The organism is Paraburkholderia edwinii, assembly GCF_019428685.1.
GTDB lineage: Bacteria > Pseudomonadota > Gammaproteobacteria > Burkholderiales > Burkholderiaceae > Paraburkholderia > Paraburkholderia edwinii.
On the sequence record NZ_CP080095.1, the window covers coordinates 1,849,407 to 1,871,161 of the forward strand.

A 21,755-nucleotide genomic window follows, 5' to 3' on the forward strand; every position below is an offset into this window, starting at 1 on the left:
TGCAGCAGGAGGGAGCAGTAATACGCAGCAGTACAAAACGGCGCATCGAGAAATGCGCACAGACAGGAGACAAAGATGAACCGCAATCGCCGCTTGATTACCGGCGCACTGCTCACGGCGCCGTTCGCCGGGATGATGGTGAAGGCCGGTTACGTGCATGCGCAACAGGACAAGAAATACCGGTTCGGCTTTTCGCAGGTGACCACGGTCGAGCCGTGGCGCGTCCAGTTCAACAAGGACATGAAGGCCGAGGCCGCCAAGCATCCGAACATCGAGCTCGTGATTGCCGACGCGAACGACCGTACCGACAAGCAGAATGCCGATATGGAGAATTTCATCGCGCAGAAGATGGACGTGATCTTCATCTCGCCGAAGGAGTCGGCGGGGTTGACCGGCGTAGTCGAGAAAGCGTACAAGGCGGGCATTCCGGTGTTCGTGCTCGATCGCGAAGTGAATGGCGATGCGTACACGCAATTCGTCGGCGGCGACAACACGCTGATCGGCAAGGGCGCCGGCGAATTCATCGTGAAGACGCTGGGCGGCCCGGGCGCGGCGAAGGGCAATATCGTCGAAGTGTGGGGCGGCTTCGGCACGCAGGCGTCGCATGACCGGCATGACGGCATGATGCAATCGGTCGGCAAGCAACCGGGCCTGAAGATCGTCGGGCAGCGCGTCGATTGCGACTGGAAGCAGGACAAGGCGTACGACTACATGAAGACTGTGCTGCGCGTGAATCCGCAGGTCGATCTCGTGTTCGCGCACAACGACCCGATGGCGTACGGCGCCTATCTCGCCGCGAAAGACGCGGGCGTCGAAAAGAAAATCAAGTTTGTCGGCGCCGACGGACTGCCGAACGAAGGCGCGGTGTGGGTCGAGAAGGGCATCCTCACAGCAACCTTCGTGTATCCGACGCCGGGCGCCGAGGCGCTTCGTCAGTCGATGAAGCTGCTCGCCGGCGAGAAGATCCAGAAGAAGGTCATTCTGCCGACGCAAGGGATCTTCGCTGACAACGCGAAGCAGTTTGTCGGCTGATTTCAATTCGGTGGAAATGCGGCATGTGCGCTCGCGGCTGTGGTTGCTAGTTGAGTTGCGGGTTGTGATCGCTGTTGCGATTCATGAGTGATCAGATCACAACCGCGGGCGCGCTTCGGAATACGGAACCTGTTCATGACGCCATCCGCATCAACCGGCCCTGCGGCCGCGCCGCGTGACGGCGCGCCACAACCGGCGCAAGACATTGCACCACTGCGGCCGGGTTCGACGCCGCCGTTGCCGCTCGTGGCCGCTACGCGTATTTCGATTGCATTCAACGGCAGCCCGGCGCTATCCGATGTCGACTTCGATATTCTGCCCGGCGAAGTGCACGCGCTCGTCGGCGAAAACGGCGCGGGCAAGTCGAGTCTGATGAAGATTCTCGGCGGCATCTATCTGCCCGATGCGGGCGCGCTTAGCGTCGGCGGCGCGCCGGTCGCATTCAGAACGAGCGCCGATGCGATCGATGCGGGCATCGCGATCATTCACCAGGAGCTGAACCTCGTCGATAGTTTGCCGGTCGTCGATAACCTGTTTCTCGGCAAGGAAATCACGACGCGCTTCGGTTTTCCCGATCACACGGCGATGCGCGCGAAAGCACGCGCGGTGCTCGCGCAGCTCGGCTTCAAGCCGTCGCCCGATGCGCTGGTCGGCGCATTGCGGATCGGCGAGAAGCAGCTCATCGAAATCGCGAAGGCGCTGCTCGCCGACGCGCGCGTGCTGATCATGGACGAGCCGACATCGGCTCTTTCGGATGCCGAAACGCACGCGCTGGAAGCGCTGGTGCGCACGCTGCGCGAGCGCGGCATGGGCATCGTGCTGATCAGCCATCGGCTGCAGGAAGTATTCGATCTTGCCGATCGCGTCACCGTGCTGCGCGACGGCCGGCATATCGCCACGCTGCCGATCGGGCGCGTCGAGTCGGCCGAGCAGCTCGTCTCGATGATGATCGGCAAGCAGTTCGTCGCGCCGCGGCGCGATGCCGGCGCGGTGCGCGCGGCAAGCGACGCGATGATCGACGTGCGTGAGCTCACGTTGTCCGGCGAGCACCGGCCGGTTGTGGACCGCGTGTCGTTCGACGTGCGGCGCGGCGAGGTGTTCGGCCTCTCCGGGCTGCTCGGCGCGGGCAAGACCGAAATTCTCGAGACGCTGTTCGGCGTGTCGCCATACCGTGTGGCCGGGACGGTCGCGATCGGCGCCGCGCGGCGCGCGTTTCGCACGCCGGCCGAAGCGGTCGAGGCGGGCGTCGCGTTCGTCACCGAAGATCGCAAGAAAGACGGCCTGCTCGTCGATCAATCGGTCGAAGCGAATTTTCTGCTGCCAAGTCTTGCGCATATCGAAGGCTTTCCGTTTTACCGGCGCCGTGCCGCGGCGCGACGCGTCGCCGCGCAGACGAAGGCGTCGAACGTGAAGCACGGAGGGGCGAACGAGCTGGTTGCGACCTTGTCGGGCGGCAACCAGCAGAAGCTCATCATCGGCAAGTGGCTGATGACCGATCCTGTGCTGCTGCTGCTCGACGAACCGACGCGCGGCGTCGACGTCGCCGCGAAGTCCGAGATCTATCAGCAGATCCTGCAGGCGGCGCGCGCGGGATTGACTGTGGTGGTCGCGAGCTCGGAGATCGACGAACTGATGCTGATGTGCGACCGCATTCTCGTGTTGTGCGAAGGACGATCCCGCGGTGTGCTCGAGCGCGCCGCGTTTTCCGCCGATGAACTCGTGAAGCGCGCGTCGCCCTGATTGCGGAGAGAACGAATGTTGAAGACGAACGAGCACGCCAGTGAGCGGGCGGATGGGCATCCAAATGCGGGGCACGCAAACGCAGGGCAGGGCAATGCGGGACAAGCCAGCGCGCCGGTAGCCGATGCCGCGCTCGACAGGCGCCAGCAGCGCCTGCGCGCATGGCTCACGAATGCGAAGTACTACCTGGGGCTGATCGTGCTGCTCGCGATCGGCGCGCTGACCTCGCCGCACGCGTCCGATGGCAGCAATATCTTTTTGTCGGCGGCGAATTTCTCCGATGTGTTCCGGCAGGTGGCGAACGTCGGCGTGATGTCGGTGGGAATGACGCTCGTCATCATTACCGCGGGCATCGATCTGTCGGTCGGCTCGGTGATGGGCTTCGGCAGCGTGCTGACCGCGATTCTGCTGACGACGCCGGGCAGCAACGCGGCGTCGTGGACCGCGCTGGCACTCGATGCGGTCAGCATTTTCATGATCGTGTTCGCGGCGGGGGCGGTGGTGGCGCGGCGGATGGGGCATGGGGGTGGGCACACGGGCGGCCGCGCGGGTGGGCGGCGTGATGGCGCGGGCAACGCCAGTGACGGCACCGGCGGCATCGGTTCGGCCGCTGACGTCGGCGAAGCGTTGGGTAGCGGTAATGCACACGCTTCGGGCAATACGGCCGCCACGTACCGCACCGTTCGTGCGCGCGAGCCCGGCCGCGCCGGCGTGCGCGCGGCTGTTGCGCTTGTCTTTGCGTTGGCGCTGTGCGCATCGGCGTGGCATCAACTGCCGTCGAAAGTCTCGCTCCTGCATGTGCTGTGGATGGTGCCGCTCGCTGGCCTGACCATCGGTGCGCTGAACGGCTGGATCATCACGCGCGGCCGCATGCAGCCGTTTATCGTGACGCTCGCGGCGATGGTCGGCGTGATGGGCGTCGCGCGTCTCGTCGCGGGGCAGGACACGGCCGTCTATTCGATCTACAGCGGCAGCAATGCGACCACCGATATCGAATACCTGCGCGCGCTGCTGTTCGGCGTCGTGCCGGTGCCCGCGCTCTTTTTCATCGTGATCGCGGTGATCGCCGATTTCGTGTTGAACCGCACCGTGTTCGGCAAGTACCTGTACGCGATCGGCGGCAACGAGAAATGTGCGCGCATCTCGGGCCTGAAAGTGGATCGCCACAAGGTCGCCGCGTATGCGATTTCGGGGATGCTGGCGGCGCTGGTCGGCGTGCTTTACGCGGCGCAGTACCGGCAGGGCAAGGCCGATGCGGGCGTCGGCTGGGAGCTCGATGCGATCGCCGCGGTCGTGATCGGCGGCACGAGCCTGATGGGTGGCGTCGGGCGCATGGCGGGCACGGTCGCGGGCGTGCTGATCTTCGGCTTTCTCGGCAACATCCTGCTGCTCAACAATATCGACAGCAACACGCAGCTCGTGATGAAGGGGCTGATTATCGTGATCGCGGTGTTCTTGCAGCAGACGCGCATGAACCCGCAGACGATGCTGGCGCGCGTGCGTGGGCGTCGTGTGGTGCTCGATGTGCCGCGCACGCCGCCGCCGGGCGGAACGCAGTGAGCGTGAGGCGTCGTCGTCGGCTGCGACTCAGTGCGTGACCGAAACGGAACGCAGTGAGCGTGAGCCGCCGTCGTCAGCGACTCAGCGTGTGACCGAAACGATGCGCGTGCCCGCAAGCCGGTCGTGCAGGAACTGACGATCGGCAAGAAGACGCGCGAGCGCCGCCCACGCGATAAACCAGAGGCCCGCGACGGCAAGCGTCTGCGGCACCGTGAGCTTGAAGAGCGGATGCAGCGCGAGCGGCGGCAGGAACCAGAGCCACGCGAGCACATAGCGCGCAATCGCGCGCGGCCACGACAGCGGCGCGCCGTCTTGCGCGCGTACGACGCGCAGCCGCCACGTCTTCATCGGCAGCGTCTGCCCGCCGTGCGTCCAGCACCAGGCGAAATACACGCCGACCACGATACCGATCCACGCCGCCAGCCACTCGCGATGCACGAGCCCGTTGCGTTGCTGCGTCAGCGTGCTGAACAGGTAGCCGGCCATAAACACGATGCCGAACAGGATCACGCCCTCGTAGACGAGCGTCGCGAGGCGGCGGCGAATCGTGGGCGCCGGTGCGGCCGATGGCGGCGGCGCCTCACCGTCCGCTTTTCGTGGCGACGCCGCTTGCTTCGGCGTCTGCGCATTGACCGGCGGCCCCGGCGGCAAGTCGGCCGAGGCGAGAGCGGGGTTCGGAGCGGAAGCGGATTGTTTCATCGAATCGGGTCGAGTCGTCGCGCACCAAAGCAGGGATCGAAGCCGGCGGCCGAGGCCGCGTAAGCGGCCGGCATCGGCGGTTGAATGCGACGGTCAGGGCCGCCGGCCAGCACCAGCCGCGAGCATCACGGAAAAGCCCGGCAGCGTGAATCAGGGAAAAGACTCAGAGAACGACGATACCGGAACACGTTCGCACGCACCGGTGTGCGTACGGTCGGCTGCTCAGGATTCCGGCCGAAGATCCACGCTCGGGATCCAGGCTCGGGATCAAGCCCAGGATCCCGGCTCAAGGTCCGGGATTACGAGCCGTGGAACGCGGCCGGCGCATCGGCCGGCGAAACGGGCGTGGGCGTGGCCGGCACGAAGCTTGCGGCGGACGGAATGCCCGGCATGACCGGCTGCGACGCGGCGACGGCCGCCGATGCCAGCGCCGCCGGCGCGCCACCCGCACCTGTCCCGCCCGACACACCCGAAGCACCGGGCGCCGGCTTCCCGGCTGCGCCGCTTGCCGGACGTTCCTTGCCGTTGACGAGCCGGCCGATGTCCTTGAGTTCGCTCTTGCCCGAAGGCGGCGCGCTGACGACAGTCGGCCGCCGCTTGTGCTCGCTCGCCGCGAGCCGTTCCTTCTGCTCTTCCGGCAACAGCTGATACGCCTTCCACGCGTTCTGGCGCGTCTCGCGCGAGAGCCCCTTCGAGATCTGATAGTTTTCGCGCGCGATGCGGCGCTGCTCGGGCGTCATCCTGACCCATTCGGCCATCTGTTCGTGCAGGCGCTTTTGCGCCTCGGCCGACATCTTCGGATAGCGCGCGGCAATCTTCAGCCATTTGCGCTTGCGCTCGTCGCTAAACGAATCCCACTGCCCGGCGAAGGGCGCGAGCGCGACGTGCTCGGCGTTCGTCAGCCGCGCCCATGCAAGCGGACTGTTCTTCTGCAAGCCGGGAATCTCGACCGCAAGCGCCGGCGCGGCCGGCTTCGACGCGGCCGATGGCGCGCTGGCAGGCGTACTGGCCGCGGCGTGCGCGGGCGCCGGCGGATGAAAGCGCGGATAGGTGGCGGCGAACGCAACCACCGCGGCGATCACACATGCGGAGACAACGGCTAGGCCGCGCTTGTAATTCACCCGTCGACTCTCCCCGGCCTACCGCGCATGCGACAGATACGCGTTGAAACCGTGATCGAGGTAGGCGGAAAGCGGAAGGTCGTCGCTCAGCATCGCGGCGTCGATATCGGCGAGCTCCGCGGTGCGTTGCTGATCTTCCCAGTACGCGATCGCCACGAGGCTCACGACGAGCGCGGCGATCGGCCAGGCGAGCGCGAAGCGGCGCAATTTCGAGCCGCGACGCGGCGCCGGGCCGGTGGCGAGCGTCACGCCCGCCGGACCCGGCACGAGCACCGGCACGAACGCCGGCGCGCGCACGGCTTCCGGCTTCTTGCGGGCGAGCGCGGTGCGGCGCGCGGCGGCGAGCCGGTCTACCGTGGCGGGCGGGATGCGGGCGGCGCTTTCGTCGAGCGCGCGACGCACCTGCCACGCGAACTCGATTTCCTTATCGTGAGCGGGGCTCATAGCGTGATTCCTTTGGCCTTGAGCGCCTGGGCCAGCGTGTGGGTGGCTCGCGAACAGTGGGTCTTCACACTGCCTTCGGAGCAGCCCATCGCGGCGGCAGTCTCGGCGACATCCATATCTTCCCAGTAACGCATCAGAAACGCCTCCCGTTGACGTGCCGGTAACCGTTGGATTTCGTCGTCGATCAACTGCAGGATCTGCTCGCGCGCGAGGCGCTCTTCGCCGCTTTCCGCGCCGCCGACGCCTTCCTGCGCATCGATGGTTTCGAGCGGGTCGAATTCGTCGTCGTCGGAATTCGCGAGCGACGAGAACAGGCTGACCCACGTATTGCGCACCTTCTGGCGACGGAAGTAATCGTGCGTCGCATTCTGCAGAATACGCTGAAACAAAAGCGGAAGCTCAGCCGGGGGACGGTCGCCGTACTTTTCGGCGAGCTTGATCATGGCGTCCTGCACGATGTCGAGTGCAGCGTCGTCGTCCCGCACGGCGTAAACCGTCTGCTTGAACGCGCGCCTTTCGACGCCCGCCAGAAAATCGGCGAGTTCTTTGTCTGATGCCATCCGTGCTGAGTGGGCGTTGCGGGCGTGCGCTGGAAACGGTGAGAAAAACCGGCCGGAGGGCCCCGAAAATGCGATCGGGCGGCGGCCGAAAAATGTCGTAAAACTCGCGGATGCTAACAAAAATCGGCGGCGGCCGCGAGAATTCGGGCAAACCGGGTGAAAGCTTGTGGCAAACGTTTGGGAAAACGCGCGGAAGACGGTGGGTAAAAACAGTCGGTAAAACGCAAGCGAAACGCGGGTGAAGCGCAGGCAAACAAGGGATAAAAGTGCAGGCCTGCATGTAATGCCTGATGCATCCCTACTGCGGAAATATTTTCTTGACCGAAACGCCGCTTAACGATATTGTCGCTGGTTCGCAATATAAAGTGACTTAGTCTCATTTGAGGCAGGCCCAAGAAGTCTGCCGGTCAAACTGGACGCGCCGCTTGAACCCGAGCCACAAGCCCGGCAGAGAGCACCCGATCAATTTTTTGCCGAAAATTCGAAAGGTGAACGATGAATATGCCCAGCGCGGAATTCTCCACGTCGGATACGACTCCCCATCCCGAAGCTGACTCGATCGGCGCCACCGTGCTCATGCGCGCGCTGGCGGACGAAGACGTCGAGTTTGTCTGGGGCTATCCCGGCGGCTCGGTACTCTACATCTACGACGAGCTTTACAAGCAGGACAAATTTCAGCACGTGCTCGTGCGTCACGAGCAGGCCGCGGTCCACGCGGCCGACGCGTATTCCCGCTCCACGGGCAAAGTCGGCGTCTGCCTCGTCACGTCAGGCCCCGGCGTCACCAACGCGGTGACCGGCATCGCCACCGCGTACATGGATTCGATCCCGATGGTGATCATCACCGGCCAGGTGCCCACCGCGGCAATCGGCCAGGATGCGTTCCAGGAGTGCGATACGGTCGGCATCACGCGGCCTTGCGTGAAGCACAACTTCCTCGTGAAGGATGTGCGCGAACTGGCCGCCACCGTCAAGAAAGCGTTCTATATCGCGCGAACCGGCCGGCCCGGTCCGGTGCTGATCGACATTCCCAAAGACGTGTCGAAAGCGCCGTGCCATTACGAGCCGATCAAAACCGTCGCGTTGCGCTCGTATAACCCGGTCACGAAAGGCCACTCTGGCCAGATCCGCAAGGCAGTGTCGCTGCTGCTGACGGCGAAGCGCCCGTATATCTATACCGGCGGCGGCATTATCCTCGCCGACGCGGCGCGCGAGCTGAACCAGTTCGTCGATCTGCTCGGTTATCCGGTTACGAATACGCTGATGGGTCTCGGCGGCTACCGTGCGAGCGACAAGAAGTTCCTCGGCATGCTCGGCATGCACGGCACTTACGAAGCCAACATGGCGATGCAGCACTGCGACGTGCTGATCGCGATCGGCGCGCGCTTCGACGACCGCGTGATCGGCGATCCGGCGCATTTCGCGTCGCGGCCGCGCAAGATCATCCATATCGATATCGATCCGTCGTCCATCAGCAAGCGCGTGAAGGTCGACATCCCGATCGTCGGCGACGTGAAGGAAGTGCTGAAGGAACTGATCGAGCAGCTGCAGACGGCCGATCATGGTCCGGATACCGAAGCGCTTGCCGCGTGGTGGAAGGACATCGAAGGCTGGCGCTCGAAAGACTGCCTCAAGTACGACCGCAAGAGCGAAATCATCAAGCCGCAATACGTGGTCGAGAAGCTCTGGGAGCTGACCGACGGCAACGCGTTCGTCTGCTCGGACGTCGGCCAGCATCAGATGTGGGCCGCGCAGTTCTACCGCTTCAACAAGCCGCGCCGCTGGATCAACTCGGGCGGGCTCGGCACGATGGGCTTCGGCCTGCCGGCCGCGATGGGCGTGAAGATCGCGCATCCGGACGACGAGGTCGTCTGTATCACGGGCGAAGGCTCGATCCAGATGTGTATCCAGGAACTGTCGACGTGCAAGCAGTACGACACGCCGGTCAAGATCATTTCGCTCAATAACCGCTATCTGGGCATGGTGCGCCAGTGGCAGCAGATCGAATACAGCAAGCGCTATTCGCATTCGTACATGGATGCGCTGCCCGATTTCGTGAAGCTTGCCGAAGCGTATGGCCATGTCGGCATGCGCATCGAGAAAACCTCGGACGTGGAAGGCGCGTTGAAGGAAGCGCTGCGTCTGAAGGATCGCACGGTATTTCTCGACTTCCAGACCGATCCGACCGAGAACGTCTGGCCGATGGTACAGGCCGGCAAGGGCATCACCGAGATGCTGCTTGGTGCGGAAGATCTATAACGGCGCCGGCTTGTGTCACTGTGCGTTGGCTTCGCCATGCACGCCTTCACGAAGGGCGTAACGCAGGCGAAGCGGCGCGGCCGGTGCGGATAAATCGATATTTGGATATCTGGAAGAAGCGATCATGAGACACATCATTTCCGTGCTGCTCGAAAACGAACCGGGCGCGTTATCGCGCGTCGTCGGGCTCTTTTCGGCACGCGGCTACAACATCGAAACCTTGACGGTGGCGCCGACCGAAGACCGTTCGCTGTCGCGCATGACCATCGTTTCCATTGGCTCGGACGACGTGATCGAGCAGATCACGAAGCATCTGAACCGCCTGATCGAGGTGGTGAAAGTGGTCGACCTGACCGAGGGCGCCCACATCGAGCGCGAGCTGATGCTGATCAAGGTACGCGCGGTCGGCAAGGAGCGTGAAGAGATGAAGCGGATGTCGGACATTTTCCGCGGCCGCATTATCGACGTCACCGAAAAGACTTACACGATCGAACTGACGGGCGCGAGCGACAAGCTCGACGCGTTTATCGAAGGAATCGATGCAACGGCGATTCTCGAAACGGTCCGCACGGGCGGTTCGGGCATCGGGCGCGGCGAGCGTATCCTGAAGGTTTGACGACGCCATCGATCAGGGCCGGGCGCGCTACCCGCGAGTCCGGCCAGGCAGCAAAACGCATTATTTGAATTCACCGTTTATCGCCAAGGAACAGACATGAAAGTTTTCTACGACAAGGACGCCGACCTCTCCCTCATCAAAGGCAAGCAGGTCACGATCATCGGTTACGGCTCGCAAGGCCATGCGCACGCACTGAACCTGAAGGACAGCGGCGTGAAGGTGACGGTCGGTCTTCGCAAGGGCGGCGCTTCGTGGAGCAAGGCTGAGAACGCGGGCCTGACCGTGAAGGAAGTGGCCGAGGCGGTGAAGGGTGCCGACGTCGTCATGATGCTGCTGCCGGACGAGCAGATCGCCGAGGTGTACAAGAACGAAGTGCACGCCAATGCGAAGCAGGGCGCGGCGCTCGCGTTCGCGCACGGCTTTAACGTGCACTACGGTCAGGTGATTCCGCGTGCGGACCTCGACGTGATCATGATCGCGCCGAAGGCGCCGGGTCACACGGTGCGCAGCACGTACTCGCAAGGCGGCGGCGTGCCGATGCTGGTCGCGATTGCGCAGGACAAGTCAGGCGCGGCGCGCGAAGTCGCGCTGTCCTACGCGGCGGCCATCGGCGGTGGCCGTGCCGGCATCATCGAAACGAACTTCCGTGAAGAAACCGAAACCGATCTGTTCGGCGAACAGGCCGTGCTGTGCGGCGGTACCGTCGATCTGATCAAGGCCGGTTTCGAGACGCTGGTCGAAGCGGGCTACGCGCCGGAAATGGCCTATTTCGAGTGCCTGCATGAAATGAAGCTGATCGTCGACCTGATCTACGAAGGCGGCATCGCGAACATGAACTACTCGATCTCGAACAACGCCGAGTACGGCGAGTACGTGACGGGCCCGCGCATCATCACCGACCAAACGAAGAAGGTGATGAAGGATGTGCTGAAGGACATCCAGACGGGCGAGTACGCGAAGAGCTTCATCATCGAAAACCGCGCCGGTGCGCCGACGCTGCAATCGCGTCGCCGTCTGACCGCAGAGCACCCGATCGAGCAGGTCGGTGCCAAGCTGCGCGCCATGATGCCGTGGATCGCGAAGAACAAGCTCGTCGACCAGTCGAAGAACTAAAGCGGGCAGCGGGGTTTTCCTTCCCGTGGGTTTCCCCCCCGGGTTTCACCCGCCAGCCAGATCCGGTGCAGTTACCGTGCTGCGCCGTCCCACAAAGCCGTCCAGCGTGCTGAACCCTGGGCGGCTTTTGCTATCCTACGGTTTTACAAAAACACTGAAGCCATCCATGAATTACCCTCACCCGATCATCGCACGCGAAGGCTGGCCGTTTATTGGAATCGCCGTCGTCGTCGCGCTGTTGGTCCATGCCTTCCTCGGGTTCGGCATTGCGTGGCTGTTCTGGCTGCTCGTCATCTTCATCGTTCAATTCTTCCGCGATCCGGCAAGACCCATTCCGGCACAGCCCAACGCGGTGCTGTGTCCCGCCGACGGGCGCATCGTCGCTGTCGAGACCGCCCATGACCCGTATGCGCAGCGCGAGGCGCTGAAGATCAGCGTGTTCATGAATGTGTTCAATGTGCACTCGCAGCGCTCGCCGGTCGACGGCGCGATTTCGAAGGTCGAATACTTCCCGGGCTCGTATCTGAATGCGGCCGTCGATAAAGCGTCGCTCGAAAACGAGCGCAATGCGATCGTCATCGAGACGGCGAGCGGGGCGACGGTGACCTCGGTGCAGATCGCCGGGCTCATCGCGCGGCGCATTCTTTGCTACGTCCGTGCGGGAGAGCCGCTGACGCGAGGCCAGCGCTACGGCTTTATCCGCTTCGGATCGCGCGTCGACGTCTACCTGCCGATGGGCAGCCGTCCGCGTGTCACGATCGGCGAGAAGGTGTCGGCCTCGTCGACCATTCTGGCTGAACTATAAAGCGGCGCACGGAGACTCCGATGGCCCTGAAACCGCGTCGTACACGCAGTAGCGCCGCGCCGCAACCGCGGCCGATCAGACCGTTTCGCCGCAACAAGCCGGCGGGCGAACCTGTGCCGGTCGTAATCGACAGCCGGCGCGCCGCGCGTCAGCAGTTCCTGCGCAAGCGCGGCATTTACCTTCTGCCGAACGCATTTACCACCGCGGCGCTGTTCTGCGGCTTCTTCGCGGTTGTGCAGGCCATGAACGTGCGCTTCGAAGTTGCGGCGATCGCGATCTTCGTCGCGATGGTGCTCGACGGCATGGACGGGCGCGTCGCGCGTATCACGCATACGCAAAGCGCGTTCGGCGAGCAGTTCGACAGCCTGTCCGATATGGTGTCGTTCGGCGTCGCGCCAGCACTGGTGATGTACGAATGGGTGCTGAAGGACCTCGGCCGCTGGGGCTGGCTCGCGGCGTTTATCTACTGCTCGGGCGCGGCGCTGCGGCTCGCGCGCTTCAACACGAATATCGGCGTGGTCGACAAGCGCTTCTTCCAGGGCATGCCGAGCCCGGCCGCCGCGGCGCTGATCGCCGGCTTCGTATGGCTCGCGACCGACAACCGCGTGCCGCTCAAGCTCGGCTGGTTGCCGTGGGTCGCGTTCGCGCTGACGGTCTACGCAGGCGTGACCATGGTATCGAACGCGCCGTTCTACAGCGGCAAGGCGCTCGATATCCGGCATCGCGTGCCGTTCGCGGCCACGCTTCTGGTCGTGGTGCTGTTCGTGGTCGTGTCGTCCGATCCGCCGCTGATGCTATTCGGCCTGTTTGTGCTGTATGGCCTCTCGGGCTATGTGTTCTGGGGGTATCAGGCGCTGCGCGGCCGCGCTAATCCGGCGCGTTCTTCGCAGCGGCAGCCGTAGCGGCCGGCACCGCCGGCCACTACCGCCGCGACGGTATTGATGGCGCGCCGCTTCACATACGGCTTCATGTGCCGCTTCACGCGCCGGTCATATTCGACGGCTGCTTTTTGAGCGCAACGCGGGTGCAACGCGACCGCGACTCAAAAGCAGCCGTTTCTGCTTTTCAATCGCCGCATTTGCCTGCGCCTATGGCAGCCTGCTGCGTTTCGCCGACAGGCCGTTGCGCCATATGGCGCGCGCCGTATCGACGCCGCTCGGCCGATGGTTGAGCGACCACGCCGACGGTTTTCGTGAATTGCGCGAATCGATGAATCTCGCTATAGTCGCTGGCATGGCACTTTCCAAGTTCCCCTTCCTGACTCTTCAAGCTGGCGCGCTACTACGCTCGCTAGCTTCGGCGCGCCTGTCGCGCTGACCGTTTTCGCCTCCCGTCCGCCTCGTCTCTTGTTAGCGTCGCCGCCGGTGGCGCAAACACCCGTATTCCTTTTTCGATTTGAATTGACCGAATCCCCAGGAGACCTGAGATGGCAGACAAGCTGATCATTTTCGACACGACGTTGCGTGACGGCGAGCAGTCGCCCGGCGCGTCGATGACGAAGGAAGAGAAAATCCGTATCGCGAAGCAACTCGAGCGGATGAAGGTGGACGTGATCGAAGCGGGCTTTGCGGCAAGCTCGAACGGCGACTTCGAGGCGATCCATACGATCGCGTCGACGATCAAGGACAGCACGGTCTGCTCGCTGGCCCGCGCGAACGACAAAGATATTCAACGCGCCGCCGATGCGCTGAAGCCCGCCGATCATTTCCGCATCCACACGTTTATCGCAACGTCGCCGCTGCATATGGAAAAGAAGCTGCGGATGACGCCGGATCAGGTGTTCGAGCAGGCGAAGCTCGCGGTGCGCTTTGCGCGCAAATTCACGAACGACGTCGAGTTTTCGCCCGAAGACGGCAGCCGCTCGGATATGGATTTCCTGTGCCGCGTGCTCGAAGCGGTGATTGCCGAAGGCGCGACGACCATCAATATCGCCGACACGGTCGGCTACGGCGTGCCGGAGCTCTACGGCAATCTCGTGAAGACGCTGCGCGAGCGGATTCCGAACTCGGATAAGGCCGTCTTCTCGGTGCACTGTCATAACGACCTCGGCATGGCGGTCGCGAATTCGCTGGCCGGCGTGCAGATCGGCGGCGCGCGTCAGGTCGAATGCACGATCAACGGTCTCGGCGAGCGCGCGGGCAATACGTCGCTCGAAGAAATCGTGATGGCGGTGAAGACGCGCAAGGACTATTTCAGCCTCGACGTCGGTCTCGATACGACGCAGATCGTGCCAACCTCGAAGCTTGTATCGCAAATCACCGGTTTTGTCGTGCAGCCGAACAAGGCGGTGGTCGGCGCGAACGCGTTCGCGCATGCATCGGGCATTCACCAGGACGGCGTGCTGAAGGCGCGCGATACCTACGAAATCATGCGCGCGGAAGACGTGGGCTGGACCGCGAACAAGATCGTGCTCGGCAAGTTGTCGGGCCGCAACGCGTTCAAGCAGCGTCTGCAGGAGTTGGGCATCGCGCTCGACAGCGAAGCAGAACTCAACACCGCGTTCTCGCGCTTCAAGGAACTCGCCGACCGCAAGGCTGAGATTTTCGACGAGGACATCATCGCGATCGTCACCGAGGAGTCGGCCGAAGCGCAGGAGAAGGAGCACTACAAGTTCGTGTCGCTCTCGCAGCGCTCGGAAACCGGTGAGCAGCCGCACGCGCGGATCGTGTTCTCAGTCGAAGGCAAGGAAGTGACCGCCGAAGCGCGCGGCAACGGTCCGGTCGACGCGACGATGAACGCGATCGAAAGCGAAGTCGGTAGCGGCGCGGAATTCCTGCTCTATTCGGTGAACGCAATCACCACCGGCACCCAGGCGCAGGGCGAAGTGACCGTGCGGCTGTCGAAGGCGGGGCGCGTGGTGAACGGCGTCGGTACCGATCCGGATATCGTCGCGGCGTCGGCGAAGGCGTATATCGCGGCGCTGAACCGGCTGTACACGGGTGTAGACAAGCTCAATCCGCAGCGGTCGTAAGCGCAAGCGCCGCGCGACGGCGCGCAAAAACAAAACCCCGTGTCGGCCCTGAAGCCCCACGGGGTTTTTTATGCTCAGCACCACAGCGCACGCGACGCGTGACAATGTGGCTCCGACTTAGAACGCACTCCGGCGATCCGGGTCGTGCAGCGGATCAGGCGTCTTCTGCGTGAGTCGCAGAATGCCCTGATCGTCGAAATAGAAGCTGTACAGCATGTACCAGACGTTGTCCTCGTAATACCGGTACGTCCACACCTCGCGCTTCATCAGCGGAAAATACGAGGTTTCCTCGGGGCGGCCGAAGTTGACGAGCACATCGGCGCGCGTCCATTTGCCGATTTCCGCACGATAAAATTCGCTCGGCTGCAGCACCTGACGCACGCTGACGATTTTGCCATTCGCATCGATGTCGGCGGCGGTCGTGTATTCGCCCATCGGCTGGGTCGGCCACATCAGCCGCTTGCCGCCGTTGGGCAGGTCGTAGACCTCGCGCGGCGGCCCGAGCCGCGAGAGCACCGTCGACTGGTCGGCGCCTGTCTGGTAGCCCTGCCACGGCTGCGCGCAGCCCGCCAGCGCAAGCGCACCGACGCAGGCAACCAGCGCGCGGCGCCTGCTTATGTGCCGCGCAATCGCTGCGTATGCTGTTGAAAGGCGATTGAACATGAATGTCTCCGGATGCGTTTTCACGATAATTTCTATCGCGGACAGGCATCATTTTGACATGTGATGCGGCGAAAGATTTTCAAACCGCATAGCAATTCAGCGACCCCAAAGCGCGCTCGCAGCGCGCTCCGTGTCCGAAAGACCGGGATTCTCCGGACATTCGGGCTGTGCTACAATACGCGCTTCGTTGTGAAACGTAGGTGCTTTGGGTTGTTATTGGGGGTTGGCGTCGTTCAACCCGGCTTATACAGCCTTAGCGCCTCGTCGTAGCGTAGAATTCAGCGGTTTCGCTGTAACCCACGGCACGGCCCTTCTTCCGTGACCGCCTGTTGAATCAAAGGAAATCAAATGACTGTTGCTGAAATCAAAAAGTCCGACGTCGTCGCGCAATTCGCTCGCGGCACTAACGATACCGGCTCCCCCGAAGTGCAGGTCGCACTGCTCACGTCGCGCATCAACGAGCTGACGGCTCACTTCAAAGCCCACACGAAAGACCATCACAGCCGCCGCGGTCTGCTGCGCATGGTGAGCCGCCGTCGCAAGCTGCTCGACTACCTGAAGGGCAAGGACGCCGATCGTTATCGTTCGCTGATCGAGAAGCTGGGTCTGCGTAAGTAAGCGGGTCGTTCTTTCAGCAAAGTGCCTGTGTCAGTTCCACTGATGCAGGCATTTTGTTTTTGAACGGTGCGCAAACGGGCTGCCGTATTCATCGAAAACCCGCGTGCAACGAGTGTCCGCAGCCAGATCCAATAGCAGGCAATAACAGGCAGCGGCGCAAGCAATAACAGGCAGCAACAATAGCAAGAGCAACCGGGCTTCAGGGAAGAGCGCTGTGTCATTCCAGCGGTTCGCGCATGCCGCGCGGCTCTCTGGAATGGCATAACACTCCTCTTCCCCTGTGGCGCCGGTTCAAGCGTGGCCGTCGCGCATTGGCGCGTGCGGCGTAACGAAAAGATCAATGGAGGACAAATGTCTATGTTTAACAAGATCGTCAAAGAATTTAAGTGGGGGCAGCACACGGTTCGCCTCGAGACGGGCGAAATCGCTCGCCAGGCAAGCGGTGCGGTGCTCGTTGACGTCGAAGATACGGTCGTGCTCGCCACCGTCGTCGGTGCGAAGACCGCCAAGCCGGGCCAGGATTTCTTTCCGCTGACGGTTGACTATATCGAGAAGACCTATTCGGCCGGCAAGATCCCGGGCGGTTTCTTCCGCCGCGAAGGCCGTCCGTCGGAAGGCGAAACGCTGATCTCGCGCCTGATCGACCGCCCGCTGCGTCCGCTTTTCCCGGAAGGCTTCTATAACGAAGTGCAGGTTGTCATCCACGTGATGTCGATCAACCCGGAAGTGCCGGCCGACATCCCCGCGCTGATCGGCGCATCGGCGGCGCTTGCCATCTCGGGCCTGCCGTTCAACGGCCCGGTCGGCGCGGCGCGCGTCGCGTACATCAACAACGAATACGTGCTGAACCCGACGCGCTCGCAAATCAAGGAATCGCGTCTGGACCTCGTCGTCGCTGGTACTGAGCGTGCGGTGCTGATGGTCGAATCGGAAGCCGACCAGCTGCCCGAAGACGTGATGCTCGGCGCGGTCGTGTTTGGCCATGAGCAGATGCAAACGGCCATCGACGCGATCCACGAACTCGTGCGCGACGGCGGCAAGGCCGAGTGGGACTGGCAGCCGGCGCCGAAGAACGAACCGCTGATCGCGCGCGTCAACGAAATCGCCTACAACTCGCTGCTTTCCGCCTATCAAACGCGTGACAAGCAGGCACGTTCGACGAAGCTGAAGGAAGTCTACGCAGCCACGTCGGCGAAGCTCGAAGAAGAAGCGGCCGCATCGGGCGGCGTCGCCGCGGACAAGGCGACGGTCGGCAACGTGCTGTTCGACATCGAAGCGAAGATCGTCCGTTCGCAGATCCTGAACGGCGAACCGCGTATCGACGGCCGCGACACGCGCACGGTGCGTCCGATCGAAATCCGCACGGGCGTCCTGCCGCGCACGCACGGCTCGGCGCTCTTCACGCGCGGCGAAACGCAGGCGCTCGTCGTCGCGACGCTCGGCACGAAGGGCGATGAGCAGATCATCGACGCGCTCGAAGGCGAGTACCGCGACCGCTTCATGCTCCACTACAACATGCCCCCGTTCGCCACCGGCGAAACCGGCCGCGTCGGTTCGCCGAAGCGCCGCGAAATCGGCCACGGGCGTCTGGCCAAGCGCGCGCTCGTCGCGTGCCTGCCGAGCGCCGACGAATTCGGCTATTCGATTCGCGTCGTGTCGGAAATCACCGAGTCGAACGGTTCGTCGTCGATGGCGTCGGTGTGCGGCGGCTGCCTCGCGCTGATGGACGCCGGCGTGCCGATGAAGGCGCACGTCGCCGGCATCGCGATGGGCCTGATCCTCGAAGGCAACAAGTTCGCGGTGTTGACCGACATCCTCGGCGACGAAGATCACCTCGGCGACATGGACTTCAAGGTGGCCGGTACCGCCGATGGCGTGACCGCGCTGCAGATGGACATCAAGATCCAGGGCATCACGAAGGAAATCATGCAGGTCGCGCTCGCGCAGGCGAAGGAAGGCCGCATGCATATCCTCGGCAAGATGACCTCGGCCGTGTCCGGCGCGAACACGCAGCTGTCGGAGTTCGCACCGCGCATGATCACGATCAAGATCAATCCGGAAAAGATCCGCGACGTGATCGGCAAGGGCGGCTCGGTGATCCGCGCGCTGACCGAAGAAACGGGCACGACGATCGACATCTCCGACGACGGCGTCGTGACGATCGCGAGCACGAGCGCGGAGGGCATGGCCGAAGCGAAGAAGCGCATCGAGAACATCACGATGGAAGTCGAAGTGGGCCAGATTTACGAGGGCACGGTGCTCAAGCTGCTCGACTTCGGCGCGATCGTGAATATCCTGCCGGGCAAGGACGGTCTGCTGCATATCTCCGAGATCGCGAACGAGCGCATCAAGGACATCAACGACTATCTGAAGGAAGGCCAGCAGGTGAAGGTCAAGGTCATCCAGACGGATGAGAAGGGCCGCGTGCGGCTGTCCGCGAAGGCGCTGTTGAACGACGGCTCCGCGACGCAACCCGAATCGACGCCGCAGCAGTAAGCACGGCTCGAACAAACGGCCGGCAGCGTGAATGCGCGCCGGCCGTTTTTCATGTAGGGTGGATTGCATTGCGAACCCGCGCGTGTTCCCGCGTTTGTTTCCGCGGTTATTCCCGCAACAGCTCCCGCAGTTTTCAGCGCAATCCCCACCTTTGGAGACGACAGCGATGAAAGCGATCGAAATTACCGAGTTCGGCGCACCGGAAGTGTTGAAGCTTGCCGAGCGTCCGATGCCGGAAGCGAAAGCGGGTGAAGTGCTGGTCAAGGTATCGGCGTCCGGCGTGAACCGGCCCGATGTGTTTCAGCGTAAGGGTTCGTACGCACCGCCTCCCGGCGCATCTGATCTGCCGGGGCTCGAGGTGGCGGGCGAAATCGTCGGTGGCACGATCGACGCCAGGCACAATCCGTTCGGCCTCAAGATGGGCGATCGCGTATGCGGGCTGCTCGCGGGCGGCGGCTATGCGGAGTTCGCGGCGGTGCCGCTCGCGCAGTGTCTACCGGTGCCGAAGGGATTGACCGATATCGAAGCGGCATCGCTGCCGGAAACCTTCTTCACGGTCTGGAGCAACGTGTTCGACCGTGCGCTGCTCGGCAAAGGCGAGGGCGGCGCGAACGAAACGTTCCTTGTGCAAGGCGGATCGAGCGGCATCGGCGTGACAGCGATTCAGATCGCGCATGCGCTCGGTTTTCGCGTATTCGCGACCGCGGGTTCCGACGACAAATGCCGCGCATGCGAAGCGCTCGGCGCCGAACGCGCGATCAACTACAAGACGGAAGACTTTGTCGAAGTCGTGAAGTCGCTGACGAACGATCGCGGCGTCGACGTGATTCTCGATATGGTCGCGGGCAGCTACATCGCGCGCGAACTCAAGGCGCTCGCCGATGGCGGCCGGGTCGCGATCATTGCGCTGCTGGGCGGCGCGAAGGCGGAAGTGAACCTGAGCGACGTGATGCGTCGCCGGCTCACCATCACGGGTTCGACGCTGCGTCCGCGGCCGGTCGAGTTCAAGGCGAAGATCGCCGCGCAGCTCAAGGAGCGCGTGTGGCCGCATCTCGAAGACGGGTCCATCAAACCGGTCGTGCATCGCGTGTTTCCGGCCGGCCAGGCCGCGCAAGCTCACGAACTGATGGAAAGCAGCACGCATGTCGGGAAGATCGTGCTGAATTGGGGCGCGGACGCCTGATCGACCGTCGAGGCACGGCGGGCGCGTGCGGTGGGCGGGTTTGGCGCGGGTTGGGCACTGTGCGCATCTTGCCGGTTACCGCAGGTTTTGCATGGTGGGTTGGCCCGTATCGCCCCACCGATTTTCTCCGTGTTTGACCCGTCCGCGCCGCGCAAAGTAAAATCGCGTGTTTTGCGCGTGCGGCGGCAGGTTGGTTGCAGTCATAGAGGCAGAGTGGTTCAAGGAACCGGGACGAACGACGAAGCGGAGTTCATCCACCATTGATGACATCAGGGCAACGGGCAAGGCGATGGCGAAACAACGAGCGAAGCTGGTAGTCGGCAACTGGAAGATGCATGGTCGTCTTGCCGACAACAAGGTGTTGTTGCAGGCGGTGTCGCAAGGCGCGGGCAGCTTGCCGGAAGCGGTGGGTGTCGGCGTTTGTGTGCCGTGTCCATACCTTGCGCAGGCGCAGGTGCTGCTCAACGGCAGCCGCGTCGCATGGGGCGTGCAGGACGTGTCCGCGCATGAGCAAGGCGCGTTCACTGGCGAAGTCGCGGCTGAAATGGCGGTAGAGTTCGGTGCGTCGTACGCGATTGTCGGTCACTCGGAGCGGCGCGCGTACCATCTCGAAAGCGCTGAGCTTGTCGCAACGAAAACGCTGCGTGCGCTCGAAGCGGGATTGACGCCGATTGTATGTGTCGGCGAAACGCTCGAGCAGCGCGAAGCCGGCGAAACCGAAAGCGTTATCGGCATGCAGATCGACGCGGTGCTCACGAAGCTGTCGCCCGACCAGGCGTTGCGCATCGTGATCGCTTACGAGCCGGTGTGGGCGATCGGAACCGGCAAGACTGCGACAGCCGAACAGGCGCAAGCGGTGCATGCTTTCCTGCGCGCGCGGCTTGCGGCAAAAAGCGAAGCGGCAGCGGCTGGCGTAGTGCTGTTGTATGGCGGTAGTGTGAAACCGGATAACGCGGAACAACTGTTTCGCCAGCAGGACATCGATGGCGGCCTGATCGGCGGCGCATCGCTGAAGCATATCGATTTCCTCGCGATCTGCCAGGCGGCGGTCGCGGCGAATGCGGTGCGGTAATTGGCTTGTTAGTTAGCGCGGCAGTTAGCGTGATCATTAGCCTGCTTGTTCGCACGGCAGTTCACGATAGTTTGCGGTAGTTCGATTGTTGCGCGCAGCGTGTTATTACGTTGCGCCTTTAAATAAAGACTCGGGTGAGTGTGATGCTGTATTTGAAAACATTGATCATCGTCGTGCAGCTGCTGTCGGCGCTTGGCATTATCGGCCTCGTGCTGTTGCAGCATGGCAAGGGCGCGGACATGGGCGCGGCGTTCGGCAGCGGCGCATCGGGCAGCCTGTTCGGTGCGACCGGTTCGGCCAACTTCCTGTCGCGCTCGACTGCGGTGCTCGCCGCGATCTTCTTCGTCACGACGCTTACGCTGACGTACCTCGGTGCGTATCACGCGAAGCCTTCGGCAGGTGTCCTTGGTACTGCGGCAACGACGAGCGCACCTGCTGAAACGCCGGCGTCAGGGCCTGCATCGGCTGCTGCTTCGGCATCGGTTTCTGCTGCAACGAATGCTGTTGCGTCGGGTGCTTCCGCTGCCGCGCCTGCATCGCCGGCGCCGGGCCAGGACGTGCCGAAATAAATTTTCGTTTAGCCTGCTTTTGTGCGTTGAACAAACTGTTTAAACCAGTTACAATTCAAGTCTTGAAGCGATTCGCGGCTTTTATAAGTTGATTTCCCGGATTGCAGACAGTGCCGACGTGGTGAAATTGGTAGACACGCTATCTTGAGGGGGTAGTGGCGAAAGCTGTGCGAGTTCGAGTCTCGCCGTCGGCACCAATGTTATCTAGACGTTATCCTAATGCCAGCCGCTTGC

19 protein-coding genes and 1 tRNA gene are annotated in these 21,755 nt (G+C 63.0%); 15 read left to right on the forward strand and 5 right to left on the reverse strand.

Features of this window, described 5'->3' with window-relative positions:
- Positions 1–75 precede the first annotated feature (75 nt).
- From KZJ38_RS08240 to KZJ38_RS36455, 3 genes are all read left to right on the forward strand, one after another.
- The gene (locus tag KZJ38_RS08240; protein WP_219799592.1) at positions 76–1,032 is read left to right on the forward strand and encodes a substrate-binding domain-containing protein; all 957 of its coding nucleotides are present in this window, start codon (positions 76–78) and stop codon (positions 1,030–1,032) included.
- A 135-nt stretch (positions 1,033–1,167) separates the two neighbouring features.
- Positions 1,168–2,772, forward strand: coding sequence for a sugar ABC transporter ATP-binding protein (locus tag KZJ38_RS08245; RefSeq protein WP_219799593.1), 1,605 nt, complete (start codon positions 1,168–1,170; stop codon positions 2,770–2,772).
- Positions 2,773–2,787: 15 nt separating this feature from the next.
- On the forward strand, positions 2,788–4,332 hold the full coding sequence (locus tag KZJ38_RS36455; RefSeq protein ID WP_246641688.1) for an ABC transporter permease: 1,545 nt from the start codon (positions 2,788–2,790) through the stop codon (positions 4,330–4,332).
- 81 nt (positions 4,333–4,413) lie between these two features.
- On the opposite strand, the gene KZJ38_RS08255 is transcribed toward KZJ38_RS36455, so the two are convergent.
- From KZJ38_RS08255 to KZJ38_RS08270, 4 genes are all read right to left on the reverse strand, one after another.
- Complete coding sequence (locus KZJ38_RS08255; RefSeq protein WP_219799594.1) at positions 4,414–5,031, reverse strand: RDD family protein; 618 nt, start codon at positions 5,029–5,031, stop codon at positions 4,414–4,416.
- A gap of 299 nt (positions 5,032–5,330) precedes the next feature.
- Positions 5,331–6,152 (reverse strand): DUF3106 domain-containing protein, encoded by an 822-nt coding sequence (locus KZJ38_RS08260; RefSeq protein WP_219799595.1) that lies wholly within the window; start codon positions 6,150–6,152, stop codon positions 5,331–5,333.
- Between the two features lie 18 nt (positions 6,153–6,170).
- Positions 6,171–6,596 (reverse strand): DUF3619 family protein, encoded by a 426-nt coding sequence (locus tag KZJ38_RS08265; protein WP_219799596.1) that lies wholly within the window; start codon positions 6,594–6,596, stop codon positions 6,171–6,173.
- Positions 6,593–7,156 carry an RNA polymerase sigma factor gene (locus tag KZJ38_RS08270; protein WP_219799597.1) on the reverse strand — a complete coding sequence of 188 codons (564 nt, stop codon included), beginning with the start codon at positions 7,154–7,156 and terminating at the stop codon, positions 6,593–6,595. The genes KZJ38_RS08265 and KZJ38_RS08270 overlap by 4 nt, the downstream gene beginning before the upstream one ends.
- A gap of 495 nt (positions 7,157–7,651) precedes the next feature.
- On the opposite strand from KZJ38_RS08270, the gene KZJ38_RS08275 reads away from it, so the two are divergent.
- The 6 genes from KZJ38_RS08275 (at position 7,652) to KZJ38_RS08300 (ending at position 14,920) form a co-directional block, all read left to right on the forward strand.
- Positions 7,652–9,415: an acetolactate synthase 3 catalytic subunit gene (locus KZJ38_RS08275; protein ID WP_219799598.1), complete on the forward strand. Its 1,764-nt coding sequence runs from the start codon at positions 7,652–7,654 to the stop codon at positions 9,413–9,415.
- A gap of 124 nt (positions 9,416–9,539) precedes the next feature.
- On the forward strand, positions 9,540–10,031 hold the full coding sequence (gene ilvN / locus KZJ38_RS08280) for an acetolactate synthase small subunit (RefSeq protein WP_075157614.1): 492 nt from the start codon (positions 9,540–9,542) through the stop codon (positions 10,029–10,031).
- 96 nt (positions 10,032–10,127) lie between these two features.
- Positions 10,128–11,144 (forward strand): ketol-acid reductoisomerase, encoded by a 1,017-nt coding sequence (gene ilvC / locus KZJ38_RS08285; protein WP_219799599.1) that lies wholly within the window; start codon positions 10,128–10,130, stop codon positions 11,142–11,144.
- A gap of 166 nt (positions 11,145–11,310) precedes the next feature.
- Entirely contained in the window at positions 11,311–11,949 is a 639-nt protein-coding gene (locus KZJ38_RS08290) for a phosphatidylserine decarboxylase (protein ID WP_219799600.1), read from the forward strand.
- A 20-nt stretch (positions 11,950–11,969) separates the two neighbouring features.
- Positions 11,970–12,851 (forward strand): CDP-diacylglycerol--serine O-phosphatidyltransferase, encoded by an 882-nt coding sequence (gene pssA, locus KZJ38_RS08295; RefSeq protein ID WP_219799601.1) that lies wholly within the window; start codon positions 11,970–11,972, stop codon positions 12,849–12,851.
- Between the two features lie 524 nt (positions 12,852–13,375).
- Positions 13,376–14,920 (forward strand): 2-isopropylmalate synthase, encoded by a 1,545-nt coding sequence (locus KZJ38_RS08300; protein ID WP_219799602.1) that lies wholly within the window; start codon positions 13,376–13,378, stop codon positions 14,918–14,920.
- Positions 14,921–15,037: 117 nt separating this feature from the next.
- Here the strand turns inward: KZJ38_RS08300 and KZJ38_RS08305 are convergent, their stop codons facing one another.
- Entirely contained in the window at positions 15,038–15,583 is a 546-nt protein-coding gene (locus tag KZJ38_RS08305) for a hypothetical protein (RefSeq protein WP_219799603.1), read from the reverse strand.
- Positions 15,584–15,931: 348 nt separating this feature from the next.
- Here KZJ38_RS08305 and rpsO point away from each other — a divergent pair, with 348 nt between their 5' ends.
- The 6 genes from rpsO (at position 15,932) to KZJ38_RS08335 (ending at position 21,718) form a co-directional block, all read left to right on the forward strand.
- Complete coding sequence (gene rpsO / locus KZJ38_RS08310) at positions 15,932–16,201, forward strand: 30S ribosomal protein S15 (RefSeq protein ID WP_219799604.1); 270 nt, start codon at positions 15,932–15,934, stop codon at positions 16,199–16,201.
- 351 nt (positions 16,202–16,552) lie between these two features.
- Complete coding sequence (pnp, locus tag KZJ38_RS08315) at positions 16,553–18,697, forward strand: polyribonucleotide nucleotidyltransferase (protein ID WP_219799605.1); 2,145 nt, start codon at positions 16,553–16,555, stop codon at positions 18,695–18,697.
- 166 nt (positions 18,698–18,863) lie between these two features.
- Entirely contained in the window at positions 18,864–19,880 is a 1,017-nt protein-coding gene (locus KZJ38_RS08320; RefSeq protein ID WP_219799606.1) for an NAD(P)H-quinone oxidoreductase, read from the forward strand.
- A 289-nt stretch (positions 19,881–20,169) separates the two neighbouring features.
- On the forward strand, positions 20,170–20,952 hold the full coding sequence (gene tpiA, locus KZJ38_RS08325) for a triose-phosphate isomerase (protein WP_219799607.1): 783 nt from the start codon (positions 20,170–20,172) through the stop codon (positions 20,950–20,952).
- 143 nt (positions 20,953–21,095) lie between these two features.
- Positions 21,096–21,521, forward strand: coding sequence for a preprotein translocase subunit SecG (gene secG, locus KZJ38_RS08330; protein ID WP_219799608.1), 426 nt, complete (start codon positions 21,096–21,098; stop codon positions 21,519–21,521).
- A 112-nt stretch (positions 21,522–21,633) separates the two neighbouring features.
- Positions 21,634–21,718: transfer RNA gene (locus KZJ38_RS08335), tRNA-Leu, on the forward strand.
- Positions 21,719–21,755 lie beyond the last annotated feature (37 nt).

Bases quoted from the DNA above. Each gene is read 5' to 3' on its own strand.
- secG (WP_219799608.1), top strand. From the start codon at position 21,096: ATGCTGTATTTGAAAACATTGATCATCGTCGTGCAGCTGCTGTCGGCG.
- KZJ38_RS08270 (WP_219799597.1), bottom strand. From the start codon at position 7,156: ATGGCATCAGACAAAGAACTCGCCGATTTTCTGGCGGGCGTCGAAAGG.
- KZJ38_RS08305 (WP_219799603.1), bottom strand. From the start codon at position 15,583: ATGTTCAATCGCCTTTCAACAGCATACGCAGCGATTGCGCGGCACATA.
- KZJ38_RS36455 (WP_246641688.1), top strand. From the start codon at position 2,788: ATGTTGAAGACGAACGAGCACGCCAGTGAGCGGGCGGATGGGCATCCA.
- KZJ38_RS08290 (WP_219799600.1), top strand. From the start codon at position 11,311: ATGAATTACCCTCACCCGATCATCGCACGCGAAGGCTGGCCGTTTATT.
- ilvC (WP_219799599.1), top strand. From the start codon at position 10,128: ATGAAAGTTTTCTACGACAAGGACGCCGACCTCTCCCTCATCAAAGGC.
- rpsO (WP_219799604.1), top strand. From the start codon at position 15,932: ATGACTGTTGCTGAAATCAAAAAGTCCGACGTCGTCGCGCAATTCGCT.
- KZJ38_RS08300 (WP_219799602.1), top strand. From the start codon at position 13,376: ATGGCAGACAAGCTGATCATTTTCGACACGACGTTGCGTGACGGCGAG.
- KZJ38_RS08245 (WP_219799593.1), top strand. From the start codon at position 1,168: ATGACGCCATCCGCATCAACCGGCCCTGCGGCCGCGCCGCGTGACGGC.
- ilvN (WP_075157614.1), top strand. From the start codon at position 9,540: ATGAGACACATCATTTCCGTGCTGCTCGAAAACGAACCGGGCGCGTTA.
- pssA (WP_219799601.1), top strand. From the start codon at position 11,970: ATGGCCCTGAAACCGCGTCGTACACGCAGTAGCGCCGCGCCGCAACCG.
- tpiA (WP_219799607.1), top strand. From the start codon at position 20,170: ATGGCGAAACAACGAGCGAAGCTGGTAGTCGGCAACTGGAAGATGCAT.
- KZJ38_RS08275 (WP_219799598.1), top strand. From the start codon at position 7,652: ATGAATATGCCCAGCGCGGAATTCTCCACGTCGGATACGACTCCCCAT.
- pnp (WP_219799605.1), top strand. From the start codon at position 16,553: ATGTCTATGTTTAACAAGATCGTCAAAGAATTTAAGTGGGGGCAGCAC.
- KZJ38_RS08265 (WP_219799596.1), bottom strand. From the start codon at position 6,596: ATGAGCCCCGCTCACGATAAGGAAATCGAGTTCGCGTGGCAGGTGCGT.
- KZJ38_RS08320 (WP_219799606.1), top strand. From the start codon at position 18,864: ATGAAAGCGATCGAAATTACCGAGTTCGGCGCACCGGAAGTGTTGAAG.
- KZJ38_RS08255 (WP_219799594.1), bottom strand. From the start codon at position 5,031: ATGAAACAATCCGCTTCCGCTCCGAACCCCGCTCTCGCCTCGGCCGAC.
- KZJ38_RS08240 (WP_219799592.1), top strand. From the start codon at position 76: ATGAACCGCAATCGCCGCTTGATTACCGGCGCACTGCTCACGGCGCCG.